We start from the raw sequence: 19,955 nt of genomic DNA, 5'->3' as shown, positions 1-19,955 counted from the left end.
CAAAATTATGGATATTGTCAGTGCAACCGAGGCTTGTGCTAATTTACCAGAGCTAATTAACCGTGCTGAGTACGGCAAAGAACGTATTTTAATTGAGCATCAAGGTAAAGCAGTTGTAGCGATTATTAATATTGAGGATCTAAAGTTACTAGAAGCCATTGAGGATGCGCTGGACTCGGCAAAGCTCAGAAGTGCTGTAGAAGAGAATGAAGGATTTACCACGATAGAAGCAATCATGGCGATTTATAAATAATACTCCCAACACCGAGGTGCTGGGAGTAGCTTCTAACTAACCTTTACTAGCTTCCAAAGAAGGCTTGAAGATATCCTAGATGTTAGCTTCGCTGACAACGCCAAGTCTTTCTTGAATTTTCTTCTTAGCGGCTTTGAATTCAGTAGCCCATTGTTCGGTTTGTTCGCTGCTGAGGTTGTTGCGAATAGCAGCAAACATTGTGCTTTCTTCTTGGCGGATATGGTCGCCAACGTCATTCATCAACTGTCTGACTTTATCTTTGAATTGATCTGAAGAGGGGCTAATTGCTTTAATTTCTTCTAAAACCCGCTTCATTTCAGCTTGCTCGTCATACAGTTCTTGGGTATCACCTTCACCGTAGAAAGCACGTACACGTGGGTAAACTACTTCTTCTTCTGCTTCAGCGTGGGCGGTTAAATCCTTGTAGATTTGACCGAAGTACTCTTGAATTTTTTGGGGATTGTTGCTTTGCAACAGTTCGGTAAATAGAGTATTTACCTTGGCATGATCTGAACGAATGACATCTTGGATATTCATATCCTTTTTGTCACTACTTTGGGTAACGGCGCTACCTACTGCACCACTAACTGCGGCCATAGCATCCTGAACACGTGCCCAAATACCTTGATCTGCTTCTTGACCAGTGAGTTCGCGAACACCTAGAATTTCCAGAACACCTTTGAGTTGTTCTTGGTGAGCGCGGTTCTCAAAGTTAACTGCATTCAAAGGCCCAATCGCAACCATTACGTCAGCACCAACTTTTTGAGCAGCCTTATGAACAATTAAGCCACTCATCACTATTTGATGCTTCAACAATTCATGCTGAGATACTTTATCATACAAGCTGAGTTCAGAACCTTGGAATAATTCGCGAGCTCTATCAATAAATTGTTGAACTGTTTGTCTGGGTTGAGCTTGGATACCATACTGACCAATTACAGTTTCCAAAATCCCTAAATTCTTTTGATCATCTTTGATGAAATCCCGAATGCGGTCAGAAATTTCGGAATCTAGACCTTGCTGTAAAAGTTGTTGTTCATTTTGTAGAACCAACTCTTGCAAAGCTTTCATATCTGCCAATTTAACGGCAATTGCATTACGTTTAGTATCATCTAAACTAGCTACCATTATTCAGTTCTCCTCAGAAAGAATTCTTATTTGTCACTAATACCAAGTTTGCATACGGCTGAGAATCCTTCCCTCTTTCTTTTGAGTGATTACCTTAATCACCTCGGGTAGAAAAATAAAAATTTTTACTCATAAATAAATACTTCTACTTTTAGATATAGAGATATTCAATATTTACTCCGCCGTCAGATAGATAATTTTTCTGCGCCAATTTTCTAGATTGACTCAAAGGTAGTCAATTAAAAGATGAATGCTCAAGAATGAAAGATGATGTATAAAATTACGCTCTAATTCTATAAATAGGTTATAAGTCTTGAAAATAGATATTTATCTACTTAGTTTGCAGGCGTAAAAAATACAAATATCTATCATTTTTTATAATTCATTTTTCTGGTCAAATTCGGAGATTAAATTATCATGACTGAAAGTCCTGGGCTAGGAGAGCAAGCGCTGAATAAAGCGGCAGAAGTCGGTTTATCTAGCCAGTTAGATGAAGTAGAAAATTTAGATGTCGAGATTAAAACCGATCCGCTCAAATTGGTTCAAGGACAGGTAGATTCAGTCTCCATTGAAGGAGAGGGTATGGTAATGCAAAAAGACCTCCGAGTGGAGGAAATGGATATGCAAATCCAAAGCGTTGCCATAAATCCTTTAAGTGTTGCATTTGGCAAAATTGAGCTAACAAAACCCACTGTGGGAAGTGCGCGAGTCGTTTTAAATGAAGCAGATATTAACCGCGCTTTTAACTCAGACTATGTTCGTTCTCAACTTCAAAGTCAGAAAATACAAGTCAATGGAGAAGTGAGAACAATTAACCCACAAAATGTAGAGTTTCGCCTACCAGGTGATGGGAAAGTTGCCATTAATGCCAATATTCTGTTAGTAGAAACTGGCGAAACACACAAAGTTGCTTTTGAAGCAGTACCCCGTGTTAGTGCTAACGGCAAAACTGTTTCTTTAGAGAATGTTGAGTATGGACAAGGTGAAGAAATATCGCCAGAACTGACAAAAGCTTTGGTAAATCAAACCAGCGAACTTTTAAACTTGAGCAACTTTGACTTGGAAGGAATGACCTTACAAGTTAACAGTTTAAAGGTAGAACCAGGAAAACTTATACTCCAAGCTCAAGCTTATGTTGAGCAAATTCCTTCCTCAAATTAAGGTAATAAAATCATGGAAACTACAGAGAATACCCAAACGACCTCGACACCATTTCCTAATTTGCCGCCTATTATTGAAAGTGACGATCGCGAATATCATGATAGCGGTGTACCCAGTACAGTTGCGATCGCAGGTCATCCTCTACACCCGTTAAGTGTGATCTTTCCTATAGCTTTTTTAGCCGCAGCTTTGGGAAGTGATTTCGGTTACTGGCTGACCAAAGATTTCTTCTGGGCTAGGGCTTCCTTCTGGTTAATTGGACTGGGATTAGGCGGAGGTGTCTTAGCTGCAATCATCGGCCTCAGCGACTTTATGAAAATAGAGCGAGTCCGCAAGCGCCAGGCTGGCTGGGCACATTTGATACTAAATGTTTCTGTGCTTGTTTTAACTCTTGTTAATTTCCTAATTCGTCTTGGTGATATTGAGTCACGCATCCTACCTTGGGGATTGTTAATCTCGCTGGTTGTAGGAACTTTGACTAGCCTTTCTGGGTGGTTCGGTGCAGAACTTTCCTATCGCCACAAAATCGGAGTCGTAGGTGCGGGTAGTAAAAGATACCCTTAGTTAAAGCATAAGGGCGAAGCCTCATACATAAATTGAAGAGCGTAGAGACAGCAAAGGGGAAAGAGTAAATTAAAACCTTTCCCCTTTTTCTTTTTTTAAATTGATATCGACTTTCTCAAATTTAATTGATTCAGGCAATTAAATTTGAGAAAGTGCAGCACAAGTTAACTGTGGCTGGATATTTGCGGGAGATGGCGCTGCGACTAACTCAATTTTTCCATCAGCGCGACGATGCCAAGCAGTAGCTTGCAAGAGAGTTTTGGGCAGTTGGGGTATTTGTGCTGTCACTCCACTATTTTTCTGATATATAGAGAGATCACGAGTATCAGACCAAGTGCGATCGCTGCTGACTTCCTGCATCGGATTTTGAGGTATTCCACCCCGACCTGTAGCTACAAATGTGCTACCAGTATTAGCTGCACAACCTGAAGCAATTTGCTGCGATGAATCGGTGACATTCTCTGGTAGTTCGAGTAAACCAGAATTCGGGTCAACACCAATGGTATTAACTTGTACATTACCACTCAGCCCAAACTGTGAACTGGCAGTGATATCACTATTGAGTGTGGGTTGGTTTTGAAACTCTAACCCGAAGATACCTTGAGTGGTAATTTGGATATTGCCACCACTTCCTAAGACAGCATTGGCTGAAATATCGCTGTTCTCGCTGGGTACAGCTACCATCGACCCCACATTAATATTAATGTTGCCTCCTGTAGAAGCACCCAAAGCATTGGTAATAATTTTACTACCATGCCGTAATAACAGGACATCATTGACATTGAGGTCGATATTACCTTGACCACCTCCATTCACCTCAGAACGTAGGCTAGCGCTATTGTCGAGGAAAAGGTTCTTAGCTGTTATATTGAGGTTCCCTGCATCGCCATTGCCTGTATTACTTACAGTAATTACTGCATTATCTTTAACATTCACACTATTTGATGTGATATTTATAGACCCCGCAGCCAAGTTATTAGCCGAGGATGCTGCGATCGCACTGGGCAGATAGCTACCATTAATTATGCTTTGAGAAGTTCCTTGTACCTCAATATTTTTCACGTTGAGGTTAACACTACCAGCAGATCCCTGACCCAAGCTAGAGGAAGTTATTTGTCCACCGTTGAACACACGCAAGCTATCTGCTGTCAGGTTAATTGTCCCACCTTGACCAACAGCATCCTTACCCACTCCCACAGTAATACCACTAACCGCTTGGTTAAAATTATCAATTACTGGGTCGCTAACTTCTACATCCTGAGCATGAATCTCTATATTTCCCGCTTGACCACTTCCTGTGACATTATTAGCCACAGTTCCACCCTGTGACAGCATCAAGTGTCCAGTATCAATTAAGATATTGCCAGCTTGACCTACTGTAAAAGGTTGAATCGAACTAATCACAGCACTAGTTGTGCCATTAATCCCCACTCCTGAAATTTTTAATTTTTCGGAAGCTCGAATCACAATATCTCCAGACTTACCGATGGTGGGAGACTCAGAAAAACCAGGGAAGTAAAAGCCGATTAAATCGGCACTAATACGAGCACCATCAATTAGACTTACCCTTTGAGCATCAATATTTATCTTGCCACTTTCATTCGAGTTACCACCGCTAATTAAAGTAGTAATAGCACTAGAGAAGTTTACAACTATATCAGAATATGGAAATAAATATGGAAATGGATTGTAACCAATAACTTCCACATCTACAGCTTTAATATTAATATCTCCCGTTCTCGAGTCATTACTGGCGATGGGGCTAAAGGATATAAAGTCGAAGGGAGAACTCAGCGTAGACTCAAGCCAAGCTCCATTGGCTAAACGTAAACGCCCTGTTTCGACTGTAATATCTCCGGCTCTACCTTGATTCCCCATGACGCTAGTGTGTAAACCAGAGGTAGGATATTGGCCTGCAGCAGATGCGCCTAACAAATCTACAAACTCTGTAGTTTTAATGTTGATTCCTTGCCCTTTTCCTAAAGTGCCAGTGCTGGAACTGATTTGCGAACCGTCCTGAAGTGTCAAACCTCGCCCCCGAATGTTGATTGCTCCGCCATTCATACCGTTAGTCTGGATATATGAGGACTGTCTGAGCAAAATATTTCCCCAATCAGCCGCAGCAGGGCTAGTGAGTTGTAAGCCGCCTTGATTATTTAAACCTACTTCTGCATTTCGCAATGCCCATAATTCGACTTTGCCATCAGGATTAGCCAAATAGGTCTGATTAATATCAATATCACTACCTATTAACGCTACAGTTTCCGCCTTAAATATTTGTGGAGAACCATACAGGATGTTGGCTGATGAGTTACCTTGAGTGCGAATCCCGCCAGCATTTGCTCCTAGTTGCAATCCCACAGGTACACTCATCGTTAATAATGGTGGTGTCGCGGAGTTTAGCGCACTAAATTCCACCCCATCAGCAAATTTGATACTATTCGCCGTTGTCCCCACAAATGCACCACCAATATTTAAGCTGGCATTCGGCCCAAATACAATTCCTGCTGGATTCAGCAAAAATAAACTGACTGAGTTATTGTGATTGATTGTGCTAATCAACCCGTCAATCTGGGAAATATTTCCACCTGTCACCCGACTAAATATGTTTGTAATATTTGGTGTGTTGACTAAATCAAAGGTGGCTGTACCACCAGTAGGAACAGAAAAATTACTAAAGCTATGAAATAAATTATTTCCTTTAGCTATACCATTAAGAATTGTAAAATTATTATCGCTAGAATTAATATTAGTGTTCGTAGTGCCATCAGATATTACCTGAGCATGAGCATAGCTGTTGCCAAGAAAAATCATTCCTAACGGCAGCATCAAGCTTGCCAAGACGCGATTCACTAAACTTGAGACAACAAAGAGCGATCGCATTTTCCAGCCTCCTGATATACGCAATTTAATATGCCCAAATGCGTATAGTTTTCAACACTACTATCAGAGAAGTGTGGGAGTATTAGAAGTACAGGAAAAGCGTCTTGCACTCATAAATTACGCTATACAAAGCAAAATTCAATATCGCTTCGCTTGTGTGTTTAACTAGAAGCGCTAGTATAAAAACGCAACGCAAACCGCCAAAACCAAGTAGAAAGTGAAAATAGCCCTAATGCCAATACTATTGCACCTATAAGCCAGGTAATTTGCCCTCGCCCTAACATGGCTTCTGCTGGCACAGTAGTTAAAAAAGCTACGGGCACAACGAAGGTAAAGAAAAAGCGGTAAGCTGCAGGATATGCTGTCATTGGATATCTGCCAGCTTCTAATAAACCCCGTAGTACTTCAGTAACGTTATATATTTTGACAAACCAAATACTAGTAGCTCCTAGGATAAACCACAGGCTGTAAAGAATTACCAAGCCTAATGCTAGAGGTAATGCACTAACTAAATAATTGTTGAGACTCAAGCCAAGGCGCTTACCTGCATAAGCAATAATCGCTGTACCAAAAACTAAATCTGGCATACCCCAAGGTGAAATGGTGTGGGTAGAAAGCCAAAATTGACTGCGGATAGGTTTCAGTAGCACAAAGTCTAACGTACCTTCCTGCACATGACGGACAATGCGATTGAGGTTAGGAGCTAAAAAAGTTGAAGAATAACCTTGTAATAGCGTAAAAACACCGAGAACAACTAAAGCCGCATTCCATGACCAACCAGCGAAAGTATAGCCAGTGCGGTAAAACAAGAACAGTCCAAACAAGCTACCTGCCAAATTCCCCACGCTGGTGATGGTAGCAACGATAAAGTTAACCCGATATTCCATCTCAGCTGCGATCGCAGTACTCCAAAATAGTCTGAGTACTTTCAAGTATCTTCGCATTTTGTACCCTTAACCCAAAATCTACTATTTTTGATGAATATTTTCTATACTAAGCAATAAATTTTCGTAAAATTAATCGTATTTTGCTCTCCGAAAATTTGCTGAACGTTAATATGTTGTATGTTTCTGCTTAAAGGTAAGATGTTCTATGCATTTTGATTTACCAGCGCTGATTAAATCACTTGGCTATTTTGGTGTATGGGGAATTATTTTTGCTGAGTCTGGCTTGCTAATTGGTTTTTTTCTGCCTGGTGATAGCTTGCTGTTTACAGCTGGATTTGTTGCTTCTCAGCAATTACTCAATATTTGGATTTTGATTATTGGTGCTTTTATTTGTGCCGTCCTTGGTGATAATGTCGGTTACACCACTGGCTATAGATTTGGACGCAAGTTATTTAGCAAAGAAGATTCCTGGTTATTTCATAAAAAACATATTGTTAAAACTCAGAAATTCTATCAAAAATATGGTAAAAAAACCATTGTTTTAGCTCGTTTTATACCAATTGTACGCACTTTTGCTCCCATTGTTGCTGGTGTTGGTGCTATGCATTATAAGACCTTTATGTCTTATAACTTAGTAGGTGGCTTTGTTTGGACATTTGGAATTACTTTTCTCGGATTCTTTTTAGGAAAATCTTTACCAGCCGAACAAGTAGATAAATATTTGTTACCAATTATTGGATTAATTATTGTTGTTTCTCTACTGCCATCAATTATTCATGTCATCCAAGAAAGTAGAGCGAACAACAAATAGTTTTTATACTCTATAAATATCCTTATATAAGCAAAGCCTGCCTTGACAAAATTCTGATGGTAGGCTGGCTATTTTATGTTGTGCTTAACTCAGGAATAATGACATTTCATAATTGGCAAAAATTAATATTCAGGAGGATTTTATGGCTAAACTTTCTCAGGAATTGCATCGCTATTTTTTAGAAGAAGAGCGACCACCACAAGTAACTTTGGCAGATATTTTGAAGCTAGCACAGGAAAGAATTTTTGGCTTTCTACTAGTTATCTTATCTTTACCCTCTGCTTTACCAATTCCGGCTCCTGGTTACTCAACTCCTTTTGGAATCGTGATTTTCCTACTAGCAATACAGCTAATTACAGGTGCTAAAAGTCCTTGGCTACCGCAGCGAATGCTCAATCATCCGCTGAAATTGGAAACAGTACAAGGATTTTTGAAAGGGGGAATTCCTTGGTTAAGAAGGATTGAAGCGATCGCGCGCCCACGGCTTACTTATATCTGTACGACATTGCCAGGTAGAATCACAATTGGTAGTGCGATCGCATTAATGGCAATTTCCATGATGATTCCCATTCCAGGGACAAATACCTTACCAGCTATGGGTATTTTTGTAACTGGTTTTGGCTTGTTAGAAGATGATGGTGCTATTAGCTTAGGCGGTTTAGTTTTGTGTTTAATGGGAGCTATTTTGACTACATCAATTCTGTTTGCATTGATGTGGGGTGGTTCTAGCCTTCTTGATATCATCAAAACATGGCTGGGTCGTTAGGTAAATTTTAGGGTCTATTTAATAAATTCTCATGAGTTCTGAGTGATTGAGCCTGGCATTTTTTCCGTAATACTCAAGGAAAAACAAAAGTATTAATAGAAGCTCAGTATACTTACCTGCGATTTTGCACAATTTACTCTAATTGCCTTCATCAAACTTTTACAAATAAACCGTATTTTCCCTGAATTCACAAAGATTTCATCAATCTTGCTATTGTGATATCCGAAATAGTACGAGTTTAGTTTAGTAGTTGGATATATAACTCTAAATTTTCTCCTTATCCAACTCCATGAAGCGATCATATCTTGTCAAAATCGCCATGATAGTTTTATTTTCCCTTGGCAGTCTGGGTGTTGTTGGGGGAAGTTTTTTTCTCAGAAAAGCTTTTAGTAGTTCTGGTGAACCTGAAGTAGTTACTGACACATCACGCTATACGGAAATACTCAATACATTATTATCTAAAGACTACAAGATAAAACATTTTCCGATTCAGATTCCTACTGACGCAAAAGATGTTCGGATTGCTTACTCACCAGGCGTTTTACAAGGTGGAAGTTTTTTTCAAGTACGGATGAAACAGTCACCACAAGAAGTAAAAAAAATCCTTTCGCAATATAAACCTGTTGCTAAACGTGAGTTTAGAGGTGGTAACACCAATGAACACATTAATCTTAAAAACGGAGTACCAACAACATTTTTTTATACAGGTGACGAATCTGAAGAATCCTTCCCACCTAGTTATGAAATCTTAGTTTTAAATGCTGAAGATAGAGGTACCCCAGGCTTCAAGTGGAATCATGGTAGTAGCTATGGTGTAGCAATTGATAATTCATCTGCGGAAATTGTATATTGGGCGGAGCAATGGTAGGGATTGGGGAACTCGGGGCCCCCTCTGGGGATAAGGGGTAATGGGGATTGGGTATTGGGGAACTCGGGGCCCCCTCTGGGGATAAGGGGTAATGGGGACTGGGTAATAGGATGGCGAAGTATAGGAGATATCAAATATTACTTTTGACTTTTGACTCTTGACTCTTGACTCTTAAGAAATTGACACCGCCATGAGAAAAATTATTGTAGGAGTGATGGGGCCAGGAGAAAAAGCGACAGCAAGTGATTTGCAAAATGCTTATGAATTAGGTAGCCTCATTGCTCAGGAAGGATGGATTTTGCTGACTGGCGGGAGAAATACAGGGGTGATGGATGCAGCAAATAAGGGTGCAAAATCTGCGAATGGGTTAACGCTGGGAATTTTACCGAGGTATAAGCAAGATAGCATTTCTGATGGGGTAGATATTGCCATTTTCACAGACATGGGGAACGCTCGAAACAATATTAATGTTCTCTCCAGTAATGTAATTATTGCCTGTGGAATGGGTGCGGGAACTGCTTCGGAAATTGCTTTGGCTGTGAAAGCAAATCAGCCAGTAATTTTATTGACTGAAGATATAGAAAGCAAAACATTCTTTAAAAAACTCTCACCAGACAATATTTATTTGGTTGATAGTGCAATAGATGCGATCGCAACAGCCAAAGCAAGATTACAGTAACGGTGTTGGGCATTTGGTGTTTGTTTTCCCATTACCAATTACCCATTACCAATTACCAATTAATTACCCAGTCCCTAATCCCCAGTCCCCAATCCCCAGTCCCCAATCCCCAGTCCTTAATCCCCAATCCCCACCTTCTCCCTCACCGCCAAACGCACACCCCCAGGAGGCGCAAATACTATACCTCGACGGACAGGTTGCAAGGGAACTTTATCCAACAATTCTAGGGAGTAGTGCGATAGGATATTTGCCAATACCAGTTTCATTTCAAACATGGCAAAAGCTGCACCCAGACAGCGACGATTAGCACCGCCAAAAGGTATAAATTCGTAGGGTGAAAATTGCCGTTCTAAAAAACGTTCCGGTCGAAAACGCTTAGGTTCAGGATAAATATCAGGATGCTGGTGAGTTAAATAAATGCAGATTGATAGGTACATTCCTTTTGGTAAATCGTAGCCCATAAATCGCATATCAGTCCGCAGAATGCGGGGGAAAGCAAAGAAAGCCACTGGATAAATTCGCAGAGTTTCGCAACAAACAGCATTTAAATATGGTAATTGCGCGATCGCCATTGGGTCTGCATTAGCGATATCAATAGAATTGAGTTCTTGTAGCAATTTTTCGCGGACTTCGGGGAGATAGTGAATCCAATATAAAGCCCAAGCTAGTGCGATCGCAGTTGTTTCATGACCTGCAAATAACATCGTCATCAATTCATCGCGTAACTCTACATCACTCATTGGCTGGCCAGCTTCATCACGTGCAGACATTAATAAGCTGAGGATATCTTCACCATCAGTTTTACCTTGCTCTCGACGCTCTTGGATTTCTTGGTAAAGTAGTTTATCGAGTAACTGTCTGCGCCGGACAAATTGTCCCCAAGGACTCCAAGAGCCTAAATCTTTTTGTAGCGATTTAAAAAATAGTAAAATCGCACTTAATGGCGTATTAAAAGTATTTAACATTGCAACTAAAAGCTGCTTAATTTGTTGATAACGTTCTCCTTCTTCCAGCCCAAAAACAGACCGTAAAATCACTTGCAAGGAAATATCCTGCATACTGGAACGAGCTACAAAAGGGTTGCCAATTACCCATTGACTAGTTACCTGTGCTGTAATGTCACGGATAATTTGACCGTAAGCTCGCATCCGTTCGCCGTGGAAGGGAGGCATTAAAAGCTTACGCTGTTGTACGTGGCGATCGCCATCTAATAAAATCAGCGAATTGGCTCCTAGCAAGGGTTGAATAACTTGATTTCCTGCACCTGATTCAAATAGCTGAGAATCAGCAGTAAAAATTTCCTGAACCGCTTTTGGGTCACTAATAATTAATTGCGGTGGAAAGCTAGCAAATTCGCTATAAAAAATATCTCCATAACGCTGGCGCAGATTTTCCAGATTTTGAATCGGTTGTAAAATTATTTTGATTGTTTGCAATAATTGAGATTTTTGTCTTCCATCTGGGAGTTTAGTAACAGTTGTTTCAGCAGAATTTTCTTGAAGTTTAATCATTACTTTTCCCCTGATATTTATTAACAAGCTTTAGCGACAATTTGGGCTAAATTCAAGGTAAAATTGAGAAATTTGGAGATAAACCTAAATGTTTTCTCACTTCATTAATTGGCTCTTCCCAATGCTCTTCAAAGCGGTAACTGAGTAGAAACTCAGCTTTTTTACCTAATTGATATCCTTTTTGCAGGTTAACAAAAATTTCTGAAAATTGTTGAGGAGCCAAAATTGGATAGAGTAAGCTTGCTAACCACAAACTAAGTTTTAGCGATTTACTGTAGTTCTGAGCAGCAGCAAAAGCCAAAACGCCAATTTCTCCAGCATAGGTAGTATCAAAGCCGAGTAAAACATGAAAAATATCGTGAGTGACGACATAGCGCAAAGCAAAAACATTGCGTTTAGCTACCTCATCAAGTTCAGGACTAACATTTAATGGCTGGAGATGGTTAGCATTCATGTGTTTGGCGTATTCTCGCCCAAAGGAGCCTTGAGGGTACTGGCTTAATTTTGCTAAATCGATTGGCGGATGATATCCTGCAAGCGATCGCAATTTTTCAGCGACTTCGGGAGCAACTTTTGCACCTAAGAAATCCGACTTGAGAACCGCAAAATCGCCTAAATTTCTAGAGTTTTTAGCACCAAAAATAGCTTTGAGTTTGCTTAACATCATAAAATTTGTCATTGCGAGCGTTCGCAATGACAAGGATACACTGTGTCAACTAAATAGGTAGCTGTATTTATTGAGTCTACTGCGATCGCTAATCGTTAACTCTGACAGTTTCCATATCAACCAGAATCAACTTACTCAGAACTCAGCACTCACTTCACCGGATTCCAACGCACAGACAACATGGTAATATCATCAAACTGCGGTGCATCAGCAATAAAGGCGAATAAATGGGTTTTAATCCGTTCTAATAAATCACCAGCTGAGGAACATGGTTGTTCTAAGAGCGATCGCAATCTTTTATCGGTGAATAGCTCGCCATCAGGATTTTTACCTTCAGTTACACCATCCGTATAACCAATTAAGATGTCTCCTGGCTCCATCTGCACTTGCTGAATTTTAAATTTCATCCCCGCCATCATCCCCACAGCTGGCCCTGTAGATTTCAGAGTTTTCTTGATACCAGACTCACCCAGAATGAATAGTGGTTCATGTCCACCATTAATATAAGTGAGTATCCCCGTATCCGGCTCTAAAACTCCAAAAAACAACGTGGCAAACATACTCAATTGCCAATGGTTTTCGGCGACATATTCATTGGTTCGGGTAACTGCTTGCAGCGCATTGAGGTGAGCTAAGTTAGCAGACATAGATTTGCCAATCCACCCATCTGGAACCGGTTTATGCTGTTCTAGAATTTCGTGGGCGATACCGCGTAATTGAGTTTCTGCAGAAAAAATCCGGATTAAGCTCCGCATTAGAGCCATAAATAGCGCTGCACCAACGCCTTTATCGCAGACATCTGCAATTACTAATCCTATCTGTTTATCATCAAGCTCAAAGGCATCATAGAAGTCGCCAGCTACTTGACGCGCCGGGTAGAAACAAGCTGTAATCTCACAATTGGGCTGCTTCACCATTTCATAGGGCAGAAAATCTATCTGAATCTGCCGCCCTTTTTCCATTTCTGCATCTAGTGCTTTAGAATATTTCTCTAGTTTTGAGTAAAGCCGCGCATTTTCTAAAACTAAGGACATTTGATCGGCTGTCACCTGCATGAGGTTAGCTGCTTCATGGCTAAAATGTCCTGGTTCAGAATGTAGTAAGGTGATAATTCCGAGTAATTCATCTCCCCGGAGAATCGGTACAGCCAAAGCAGAGCGCACTACGTAAGGTTGATTGGGTAAGGTCAGCCAGCGATCATCATTTTCGGTATCATCAATTAATCCTAGCTGGCGATGGCGGATTACCCAGCCTGCTAAACCCTTATCTATGACTGTACCAATGAGACGTTTTCTCTGTTCGGCTGTGACTTCAGTCCGTGACAAAATTGCGTCAGATACTTTCCCTGAAGGCTCTAGTAAAAAAAGACTGCCTTTTTCTGAAGCTGTTTGATCGGCGGCGACATCTAATGTCATTTGTAATGCAGTTTTTAGCACTTCCTCTGTAGAAGAACGTGCCATCATCACGAACTTCTCGAGTAGTTTTGATTGAGCTTGGAAAGCGGCTTCTTCATTTTTAAGTGCTGTTTTCAGTTCTGCTACCTCTTGGCGCAGTGCTTCTAATTCATCTTCATCACATTCTTTGAATTGATTTTGCACACCCATCTTTTTACCTACACAGGGATTTAAACTGTTAATTGAAAATAAATTTGACTCGAATGATTTTTTAAGATAATGTAAAGTAAATATTTTAACAAATAAGCAAGTGTGTTCTTAGCTGGTGTTTTCAATAATACTTATTACTGAAAATTTTGGCAACAGCTGGAACACCTAATATTCAAGCCATGTAAGATATATCTACCTTAATATAGCTTATATCAGGTTGTTAATAAGGTAACTTTGGGTGTTACAGTTTGTTCAGCAATTAACAACAAAAATATTGCGATTGCGATTACCAACGCGCTCAAACAGGTACTTATCCACACCTTGAATTGCGAGATATACTCCTAACCCACCTATAGGCCTATCTTCTAAGGGCTTTTTCAATTGTTCTTCTTCTACAGCTACAGTTTCATAAGGATCATATTTAGCACCCGTATCTTCAATAATAATGGTTAGGCTTGACTCATTAATATCAGCGGACAGATCTATTTCGCCTTCTAAATGAGCTTCTTCATAGCCATGAATAATAATATTAGAGGCAATTTCATCCACTGCTAAACGCAGCTTATAGGCGGCTTTTTTATCCAAACCGGCTGTTTGTGCTGCTTCCATGACATATTTAGCGATCGCGCCTAAAGAGTCGAGAGTTCCTGGTAAAGTTAAAGTTGTCATACCTAGCACTTCCTTTGCTGAATAAGCATAAAGATGAATCTTTTTGTCGAATAGCTGAAGTATTTTGCAGTTATTTGCTTTGTTGTCATTAGGATTCCCAATATTCAACAAAGTATTAGCATTTTATATTTGAAATAGCAAAATATTGCTGTTCTCAAATATCTCTGCCTAAACCAATAATTTTGATGATTAATTTCACTGTTGCGTAAAATGTTTCTTCAAAGCAGTCCTGATGCACCAACCTTGATCAATCAACGAAACATCAATCAGACCAACTCTCTAAAATTTAGCAACAGATGGCAAATCAGACAACTTTCTTATCTGGTTTTGCTAATTTTCTAAATTATGTAGAAAAAAATGTTTGAAGTGTAAAGGAGCAAAATTCTACTTCACACTTCATTTTTGTCATCTAGATGTTTTCGATCACAGATGCATCATATTCATCCAGCGCAATAACGCTGTGATGGAAGCCAGTCTTGGTGATAGTATCCATCACCATTTCCTGAGTTCCTACCACATACATATCAACATTTTTCCCCATCTTTTGTTTAGCAAAGATTAACACCCGCAATCCTGCACTGGCCATATATTCCAATTCGTTGAGAATTAGCACTAACCGTTTGGGTTCTTGTGCTGCGGCCTCCTCAACTTTATGCTTAAATTCGGGTGCGGTACTCGCATCTAGTTCGCCAGCTAAGGTGATTTTAGCGACATTACCAACTGTTTCGAGAGTTGCTGAAAAAGCCATGATCTTTTTTGAGTTATAAGTTCTTAGTTGTTAGTTATTCACCAAAGATAAAAGGTTAAAAAATGGCAATTTAATTTTGCCAACTTTTAACCTATTTACCTACTAAAATTGCCACAGAGCGATCGCCCATCAGCAATGCAGCTTGATTTTCTAGTACTGGTTCTTTACCGGGTTCCCAACTAGCTTCTGCTGGGTTGGCACCAGTATTAGCAAAGATATGCCACTTCATCCCCGGATGCAATCGCGGAATTTCAAACCAAAGAGATTCCCAATGCATATTCATCGCTACATAAATGTAGTTATCTTCTACTGTTCCCTGTTTGGCATGTTTGCCACAAAGCATAAACGCTAAAGTTTTACAGGAATCAGACCAATCGGCATTCCAAGCTTGAGTGCCATGCCAAGTAATATCTGCATAGCCACTACCTACATAATCCCGATTTTGGAAATGCCATTCGTTTCTCAACACTGGATGGGCATTGCGGAAGGCGATGCAATGTTTAAAAAACTTAAACAAATCTGCGTTCTTTTCTAGCAATGTCCAGTCTAACCAGTTCAAGTCATTATCGTGGCAATAAGTGTTATTGTTGCCCTTTTGAGTGCGTCCCACTTCATCACCCATGAGAATCATGGGCACACCTTGAGACACCATTAGCAACGCCACAGCATTTTTAATCTGACGATGACGTAAGGCGTTAATTCCTGGATCATCGGTTGGCCCTTCCCAACCGCAATTCCAGCTATCATTATCATTGCTACCATCGTTGTTGTTTTCACCATTGGCTTCATTATGTTTCCCGTTATAGGAAACCAAATCCATCATGGTAAAACCATCGTGGGCAGTAATGAAATTAATCGAAGTTGCTGGCGCGCGACCAGACCAAGCATATAAATCGGGAGAACCTTGTAAACGTTGAGCTGCATCGCCAACGCTACCATCCCCTTTTAAGAACTTACGGATACCATCACGGTATTTACCATTCCATTCTGCCCAACGTCCATAAGCTGGGAAAGAACCTACTTGGTATAAGCCGCCTGCATCCCAAGCTTCCGCAATCAGTTTACATTTAGCTAAAATCGGGTCAAAGGCTAAAGATTCTAGCAATGGTGGATTTGCTAGGGGTGCGCCCCAAGGATCGCGCCCTAAAATTGCGGCTAAGTCAAACCGGAAACCGTCTATATGATATTCTGATGCCCAGTAACGCAGACAATCTAATACTATTCCCCGCACTACGGGGTTGTTGCAATTGAGAGTATTACCAGTACCACTGAAGTTATAATAATACCCTTCAGGGGTCAGCATATAGTAAGTTTTATTGTCAATGCCTCGGAAAGAAATGGTTGGCCCGTGTTCGTTACCTTCCGCAGTGTGGTTGAATACTACGTCTAAAATTACTTCAATACCGTTTTTGTGTAATTCTTTGACTAAAGATTTCAACTCATCAACCTGCATCCCAAATTTACCTGTAGCTGCGTAACCAGCTTTGGGAGCAAAAAAACCAACTGTACTATAACCCCAATAATTGTAAAGAGTTTCCCCTGTTTGCGGGTTAGGGCGACTGTTTTCAAACTCATCAAATTCATAAATGGGCATCAATTCCACCGCATTGACACCCAATTCTTTTAAGTAAGGAATTTTTTCCCGAATTCCGGCAAATGTTCCTTTATGATTATCTTTGACTCCCGAGGAAGGATGACGGGTAAAGCTGCGGACATGCATTTCATAGATGACTTGATCTGATGGTGGGATTTCTAGCGGACGGTCATCTTCCCAATCAAAATCATCAAAGGCAATTCTAGCTCGATGGTGATAGATATCATTCCAATCTGGAGTAACTCCCCAAACATCCCGACCACCAATAATTTTGGCGTAGGGATCCATCAATATTTTACTTTTGTCAAACCAATGCCCTTCACGGAAATTCTTTGGCCCATCCATGCGATAGCCGTATTCCAGATTTTCGTAATCTAGGTCAAATACGACCATGCAATAGACATTACCAATCCGAAACTCCTCTGGAAAAGGAATTTCTACCAACGGTTTTTGGTCGTGCTTCTTAAACAGGACTAAAGTACAGGATGTGGCTTGACTCGAAAAAATAGAAAAGTTAACCCCTCCCGGTACTAAGGTTGCACCGAACGGGAATGGTTTGCCGTTACGTAATTTAAAACCTTCATAAGTATGCGTTGGATGAATATCAATTCTTTCCATTGTTACTTGTCCTTATTTTCCCGTTGTCAGCAGTCACTGCCAATCCTCCTATGTCAGTATTTCTAATGCTTCATCGATAGTTTCGCTAGTTGTAAAAAAGTCGAGGAATCCGGTGACTGACATGGTATCTCGAATATCTTCAGTTAAGCCAACCAGTACTAGCTTGCCTTCTTTAGCAGTGACTTGGCGATATAGGGACAGCAACATCCGCAAGCCAGCGCTGGACATATAAGGTACCCCAGTCATATCGAGAAGAATCTTACTTTCTGGTTCAGCCAAAGGTAAAACTTCTTTAGTAACAGATGGTGCTGTACTTGCATCTACATCACCTGTAAGTTCAGCTACCTTTACGTCTTCAATTGTCTTGATGTTAATTTCCATAATTTATTGCCAAGTTCCACTGAATTCGTAATGAAGGAATGGGAATAAAGAGAAGGGTTTTCTCTTAGGGACTTCCAAATAAAATAATATTCCCGAAGTGATTGTTCACTGTTGACCGTTGACTGTTAACTGTGAACCGTCAACAGTCAACGACTTGAACGGAATAATTTATTTTTTAGAGTTCCCTTACTCCCATTGTTTCATCTATAGCTACACAGGCACAATCTGCACCTTAACTTTCACCCGTTCGTTTGTCTTGGGTAAAGTTACAGTTAGACCTTGAGCATCAAAGTTGCTGTAAGGTTCTCCGTCGATTTCACACTTGCCAATTTTAATACTTCCAGGTGGTAAAATATCCGGTGATACTCGGAGAATATTATCGGGGAAGCCGCCAGGCACTGGCTTAAAGTAAAAGTCCATTGGCTGTTTGGTAATTAGCAAGTTAGTATAAACTGCTGCTAAATAGCATAGCTCAAAGGAGTGATAACCACTCATGGAGTGCGACCCTTTACCCCGTTCGTTACCACCAGCTAGATAAGGAATACCATTGGCGAGAACGTTAAAGTAAACGCCACCTTCTTCTAAATCCAGGAACCAAGCATTGTAAAAGGCTGCTGATTCACGGGCTAAACGGTGATATTCTTTGTTGCCCACAATGCCAGTTAAGATTAGGTAAGCTAAGATGGCTTGTTCTTGTTGCCACCAAGCTTTGCGATCGTGCCACACAAAGCGATAATGTTTTTCGCCTTCCCCTAGCAATCTTTCCACAACATCATACCAACCGCCACGTTGTTGGTCGCTACCTACACCAGGCATGATATCAGCGATTTTTTGGGCTAAATTAGCATAGCCTTCCTTGGCTTTGAGGCTGTGCATCCGCATCAAGTTCCAAGAAATCTTCAAGTTATGACCAACTACAGCCCGATTTTGCTGCCAACCCCAAGTTGTATCAGCAGACCAGTCTTGATAAAAACGTTCTTGGACAAATGGGCTATTGGCGTAATCTGGGAAGCGTTTTTCGATGGTGTCGAAGGTATACTCCAACATATCGGCATATTCTTGCTTACCTGTAGCCAACCACAGGTTAATTAGATAAGCTGGGGCGTGGTCACCAACAGAGTTCCAGTTCTTTTTACCCTTATTATGGCCTAGGGAATCACTGAGAGGATCTAAGGTAAAGGGATCGAGGTGAGAGAAGTATCCACCCTCTGGGCCTTTATCCAAGAAGAAGTTGTTAAACAACTTAATAGTCTTCTCGGTATCATCCATAATTTTGGGATCGCCAGTACAGCGATAAGTTTGGATGGGGCCAGCTAAGGCATAAATTTGTTCGTAGGCGGGAATCGCGTAGTAGTCATCCCCAAATTCGGAAGCAAAGATTTTTTCTTCGCGATCGCCATTGACATCAATGCCATGATACCAATAGACGATGCCTTCATCTGAGTCTACAAACCGCATGTGTTCGCGCAGGTATTCGGTACCTCTTTCGGCGGCTCTTAAAAAGCTATCATTACCAGTCATCAAGAAAGCTGTGGCGAAACCATATACTAAGCGGGAAATAGTATCGGTTTCTTGACGGAAATTGGTAGTTGATAGAACTCCGCTTAAACTCAGAGTGGTGCGATAGTTACGATAGTCGTATTCTTTATCGCCAAATTGAGCTTTAAGGTAGAACTTACCTAAAGCATTAACTTGCTTGATCCACCAATCTTGTTTTTCAAATACGTAATCGCCTTTTTGCCGGCCTGCAAATACTATTTGTTTAGCATCAAATAAATCGCTATCGGGATAAAATACGCCGTAGGCAAATAAAAATCTACCTGGAGCCAGCATAGATTTCATGCTACCAGTCGCATCAGGGTAGCCTTCGTCAAAATTCTGAATTAGTTTGGCATAGGCCATTGGACTCAGTTTGGCTTTAAACTCTCTACCATCAGAGGTTTTGAGTCCAAAAACATCGCCATTTGCATCATAGTGAGTAACGTAGCCAGCGATCAAATCTGAGAAGGGGAAATTGATACTCATGGTAGTCTTCTCCAAGAAATTTTAGAGGAGGATGAGAAAAAGGCTAAAGGATGAAAAAAATCGTTATACCCGCCTGGATTTGCTTGTGTACACTTCAACCTTCTCCTATGGGAGACGCTGTGCGAACAGACTTCATCC

The 19,955-nt window shown here is 40.6% G+C and carries 18 protein-coding genes; 7 read left to right on the top strand and 11 right to left on the bottom strand.

Features of this window, described 5'->3' with window-relative positions; all coding sequences use genetic code 11:
- The first annotated feature begins 7 nt into the window (after positions 1-7).
- Positions 8-253: a type II toxin-antitoxin system Phd/YefM family antitoxin gene (locus HGR01_RS09760; RefSeq protein WP_045874502.1), complete on the top strand. Its 246-nt coding sequence runs from the start codon at positions 8-10 to the stop codon at positions 251-253.
- A 75-nt stretch (positions 254-328) separates the two neighbouring features.
- Here the strand turns inward: HGR01_RS09760 and HGR01_RS09755 are convergent, their stop codons facing one another.
- Positions 329-1,381 carry a hemerythrin domain-containing protein gene (locus HGR01_RS09755; RefSeq protein WP_045874501.1) on the bottom strand — a complete coding sequence of 351 codons (1,053 nt, stop codon included), beginning with the start codon at positions 1,379-1,381 and terminating at the stop codon, positions 329-331.
- Positions 1,382-1,798: 417 nt separating this feature from the next.
- On the opposite strand from HGR01_RS09755, the gene HGR01_RS09750 reads away from it, so the two are divergent.
- Together HGR01_RS09750 and HGR01_RS09745 are read left to right on the top strand one after the other, a co-directional pair.
- On the top strand, positions 1,799-2,542 hold the full coding sequence (locus HGR01_RS09750; protein ID WP_045874500.1) for a DUF2993 domain-containing protein: 744 nt from the start codon (positions 1,799-1,801) through the stop codon (positions 2,540-2,542).
- A 12-nt stretch (positions 2,543-2,554) separates the two neighbouring features.
- A complete protein-coding gene (locus HGR01_RS09745; RefSeq protein ID WP_045874499.1) occupies positions 2,555-3,106 on the top strand; it encodes a DUF2231 domain-containing protein in 552 nt (183 codons plus the stop codon).
- Positions 3,107-3,244: 138 nt separating this feature from the next.
- Here the strand turns inward: HGR01_RS09745 and HGR01_RS09740 are convergent, their stop codons facing one another.
- Both HGR01_RS09740 and HGR01_RS09735 read right to left on the bottom strand, forming a co-directional pair.
- A complete protein-coding gene (locus tag HGR01_RS09740) occupies positions 3,245-5,935 on the bottom strand; it encodes a filamentous hemagglutinin N-terminal domain-containing protein (protein ID WP_045874514.1) in 2,691 nt (896 codons plus the stop codon).
- Positions 5,936-6,150: 215 nt separating this feature from the next.
- Positions 6,151-6,933, bottom strand: coding sequence for an ABC transporter permease (locus HGR01_RS09735; RefSeq protein ID WP_045874498.1), 783 nt, complete (start codon positions 6,931-6,933; stop codon positions 6,151-6,153).
- A gap of 148 nt (positions 6,934-7,081) precedes the next feature.
- Between HGR01_RS09735 and HGR01_RS09730 the strand changes: the two genes are divergently transcribed.
- The 4 genes from HGR01_RS09730 to HGR01_RS09715 all read left to right on the top strand — a co-directional run bounded on the left by HGR01_RS09730 (position 7,082) and on the right by HGR01_RS09715 (position 10,000).
- On the top strand, positions 7,082-7,687 hold the full coding sequence (locus HGR01_RS09730; protein WP_045874497.1) for a DedA family protein: 606 nt from the start codon (positions 7,082-7,084) through the stop codon (positions 7,685-7,687).
- A 142-nt stretch (positions 7,688-7,829) separates the two neighbouring features.
- Positions 7,830-8,453 carry an exopolysaccharide biosynthesis protein gene (locus HGR01_RS09725; protein WP_045874496.1) on the top strand — a complete coding sequence of 208 codons (624 nt, stop codon included), beginning with the start codon at positions 7,830-7,832 and terminating at the stop codon, positions 8,451-8,453.
- Positions 8,454-8,742: 289 nt separating this feature from the next.
- Positions 8,743-9,321, top strand: a complete 579-nt coding sequence (locus tag HGR01_RS09720) for a hypothetical protein (RefSeq protein WP_045874495.1) — start codon at positions 8,743-8,745, stop codon at positions 9,319-9,321.
- A 190-nt stretch (positions 9,322-9,511) separates the two neighbouring features.
- Positions 9,512-10,000 (top strand): LOG family protein, encoded by a 489-nt coding sequence (locus HGR01_RS09715; RefSeq protein ID WP_045874494.1) that lies wholly within the window; start codon positions 9,512-9,514, stop codon positions 9,998-10,000.
- A 116-nt stretch (positions 10,001-10,116) separates the two neighbouring features.
- On the opposite strand, the gene HGR01_RS09710 is transcribed toward HGR01_RS09715, so the two are convergent.
- From HGR01_RS09710 to HGR01_RS09675, 8 genes are all read right to left on the bottom strand, one after another.
- A complete protein-coding gene (locus tag HGR01_RS09710) occupies positions 10,117-11,511 on the bottom strand; it encodes a cytochrome P450 (protein WP_045874493.1) in 1,395 nt (464 codons plus the stop codon).
- Positions 11,512-11,563: 52 nt separating this feature from the next.
- Positions 11,564-12,190, bottom strand: coding sequence for a Coq4 family protein (locus tag HGR01_RS09705; RefSeq protein ID WP_369792194.1), 627 nt, complete (start codon positions 12,188-12,190; stop codon positions 11,564-11,566).
- A gap of 137 nt (positions 12,191-12,327) precedes the next feature.
- Positions 12,328-13,782: a PP2C family protein-serine/threonine phosphatase gene (locus HGR01_RS09700; protein WP_045874491.1), complete on the bottom strand. Its 1,455-nt coding sequence runs from the start codon at positions 13,780-13,782 to the stop codon at positions 12,328-12,330.
- Positions 13,783-14,034: 252 nt separating this feature from the next.
- Complete coding sequence (locus tag HGR01_RS09695) at positions 14,035-14,451, bottom strand: ATP-binding protein (RefSeq protein WP_045874490.1); 417 nt, start codon at positions 14,449-14,451, stop codon at positions 14,035-14,037.
- Between the two features lie 409 nt (positions 14,452-14,860).
- Positions 14,861-15,199: an anti-sigma factor antagonist gene (locus HGR01_RS09690; RefSeq protein WP_045874489.1), complete on the bottom strand. Its 339-nt coding sequence runs from the start codon at positions 15,197-15,199 to the stop codon at positions 14,861-14,863.
- A gap of 91 nt (positions 15,200-15,290) precedes the next feature.
- Positions 15,291-17,411 (bottom strand): glycogen debranching protein GlgX, encoded by a 2,121-nt coding sequence (glgX, locus tag HGR01_RS09685; RefSeq protein WP_045874488.1) that lies wholly within the window; start codon positions 17,409-17,411, stop codon positions 15,291-15,293.
- 48 nt (positions 17,412-17,459) lie between these two features.
- Positions 17,460-17,792: an anti-sigma factor antagonist gene (locus HGR01_RS09680; protein ID WP_045874487.1), complete on the bottom strand. Its 333-nt coding sequence runs from the start codon at positions 17,790-17,792 to the stop codon at positions 17,460-17,462.
- Between the two features lie 210 nt (positions 17,793-18,002).
- Positions 18,003-19,817 (bottom strand): AGE family epimerase/isomerase, encoded by a 1,815-nt coding sequence (locus tag HGR01_RS09675; protein WP_045874486.1) that lies wholly within the window; start codon positions 19,815-19,817, stop codon positions 18,003-18,005.
- Positions 19,818-19,955: the final 138 nt, after the last annotated feature.

The organism is Tolypothrix sp. PCC 7712 (assembly GCF_025860405.1).
Taxonomy (GTDB): domain Bacteria; phylum Cyanobacteriota; class Cyanobacteriia; order Cyanobacteriales; family Nostocaceae; genus Aulosira; species Aulosira diplosiphon.
Note: the sequence above shows the minus strand (reverse complement) of the source record. Positions and strands in the feature narration are given on the sequence as shown.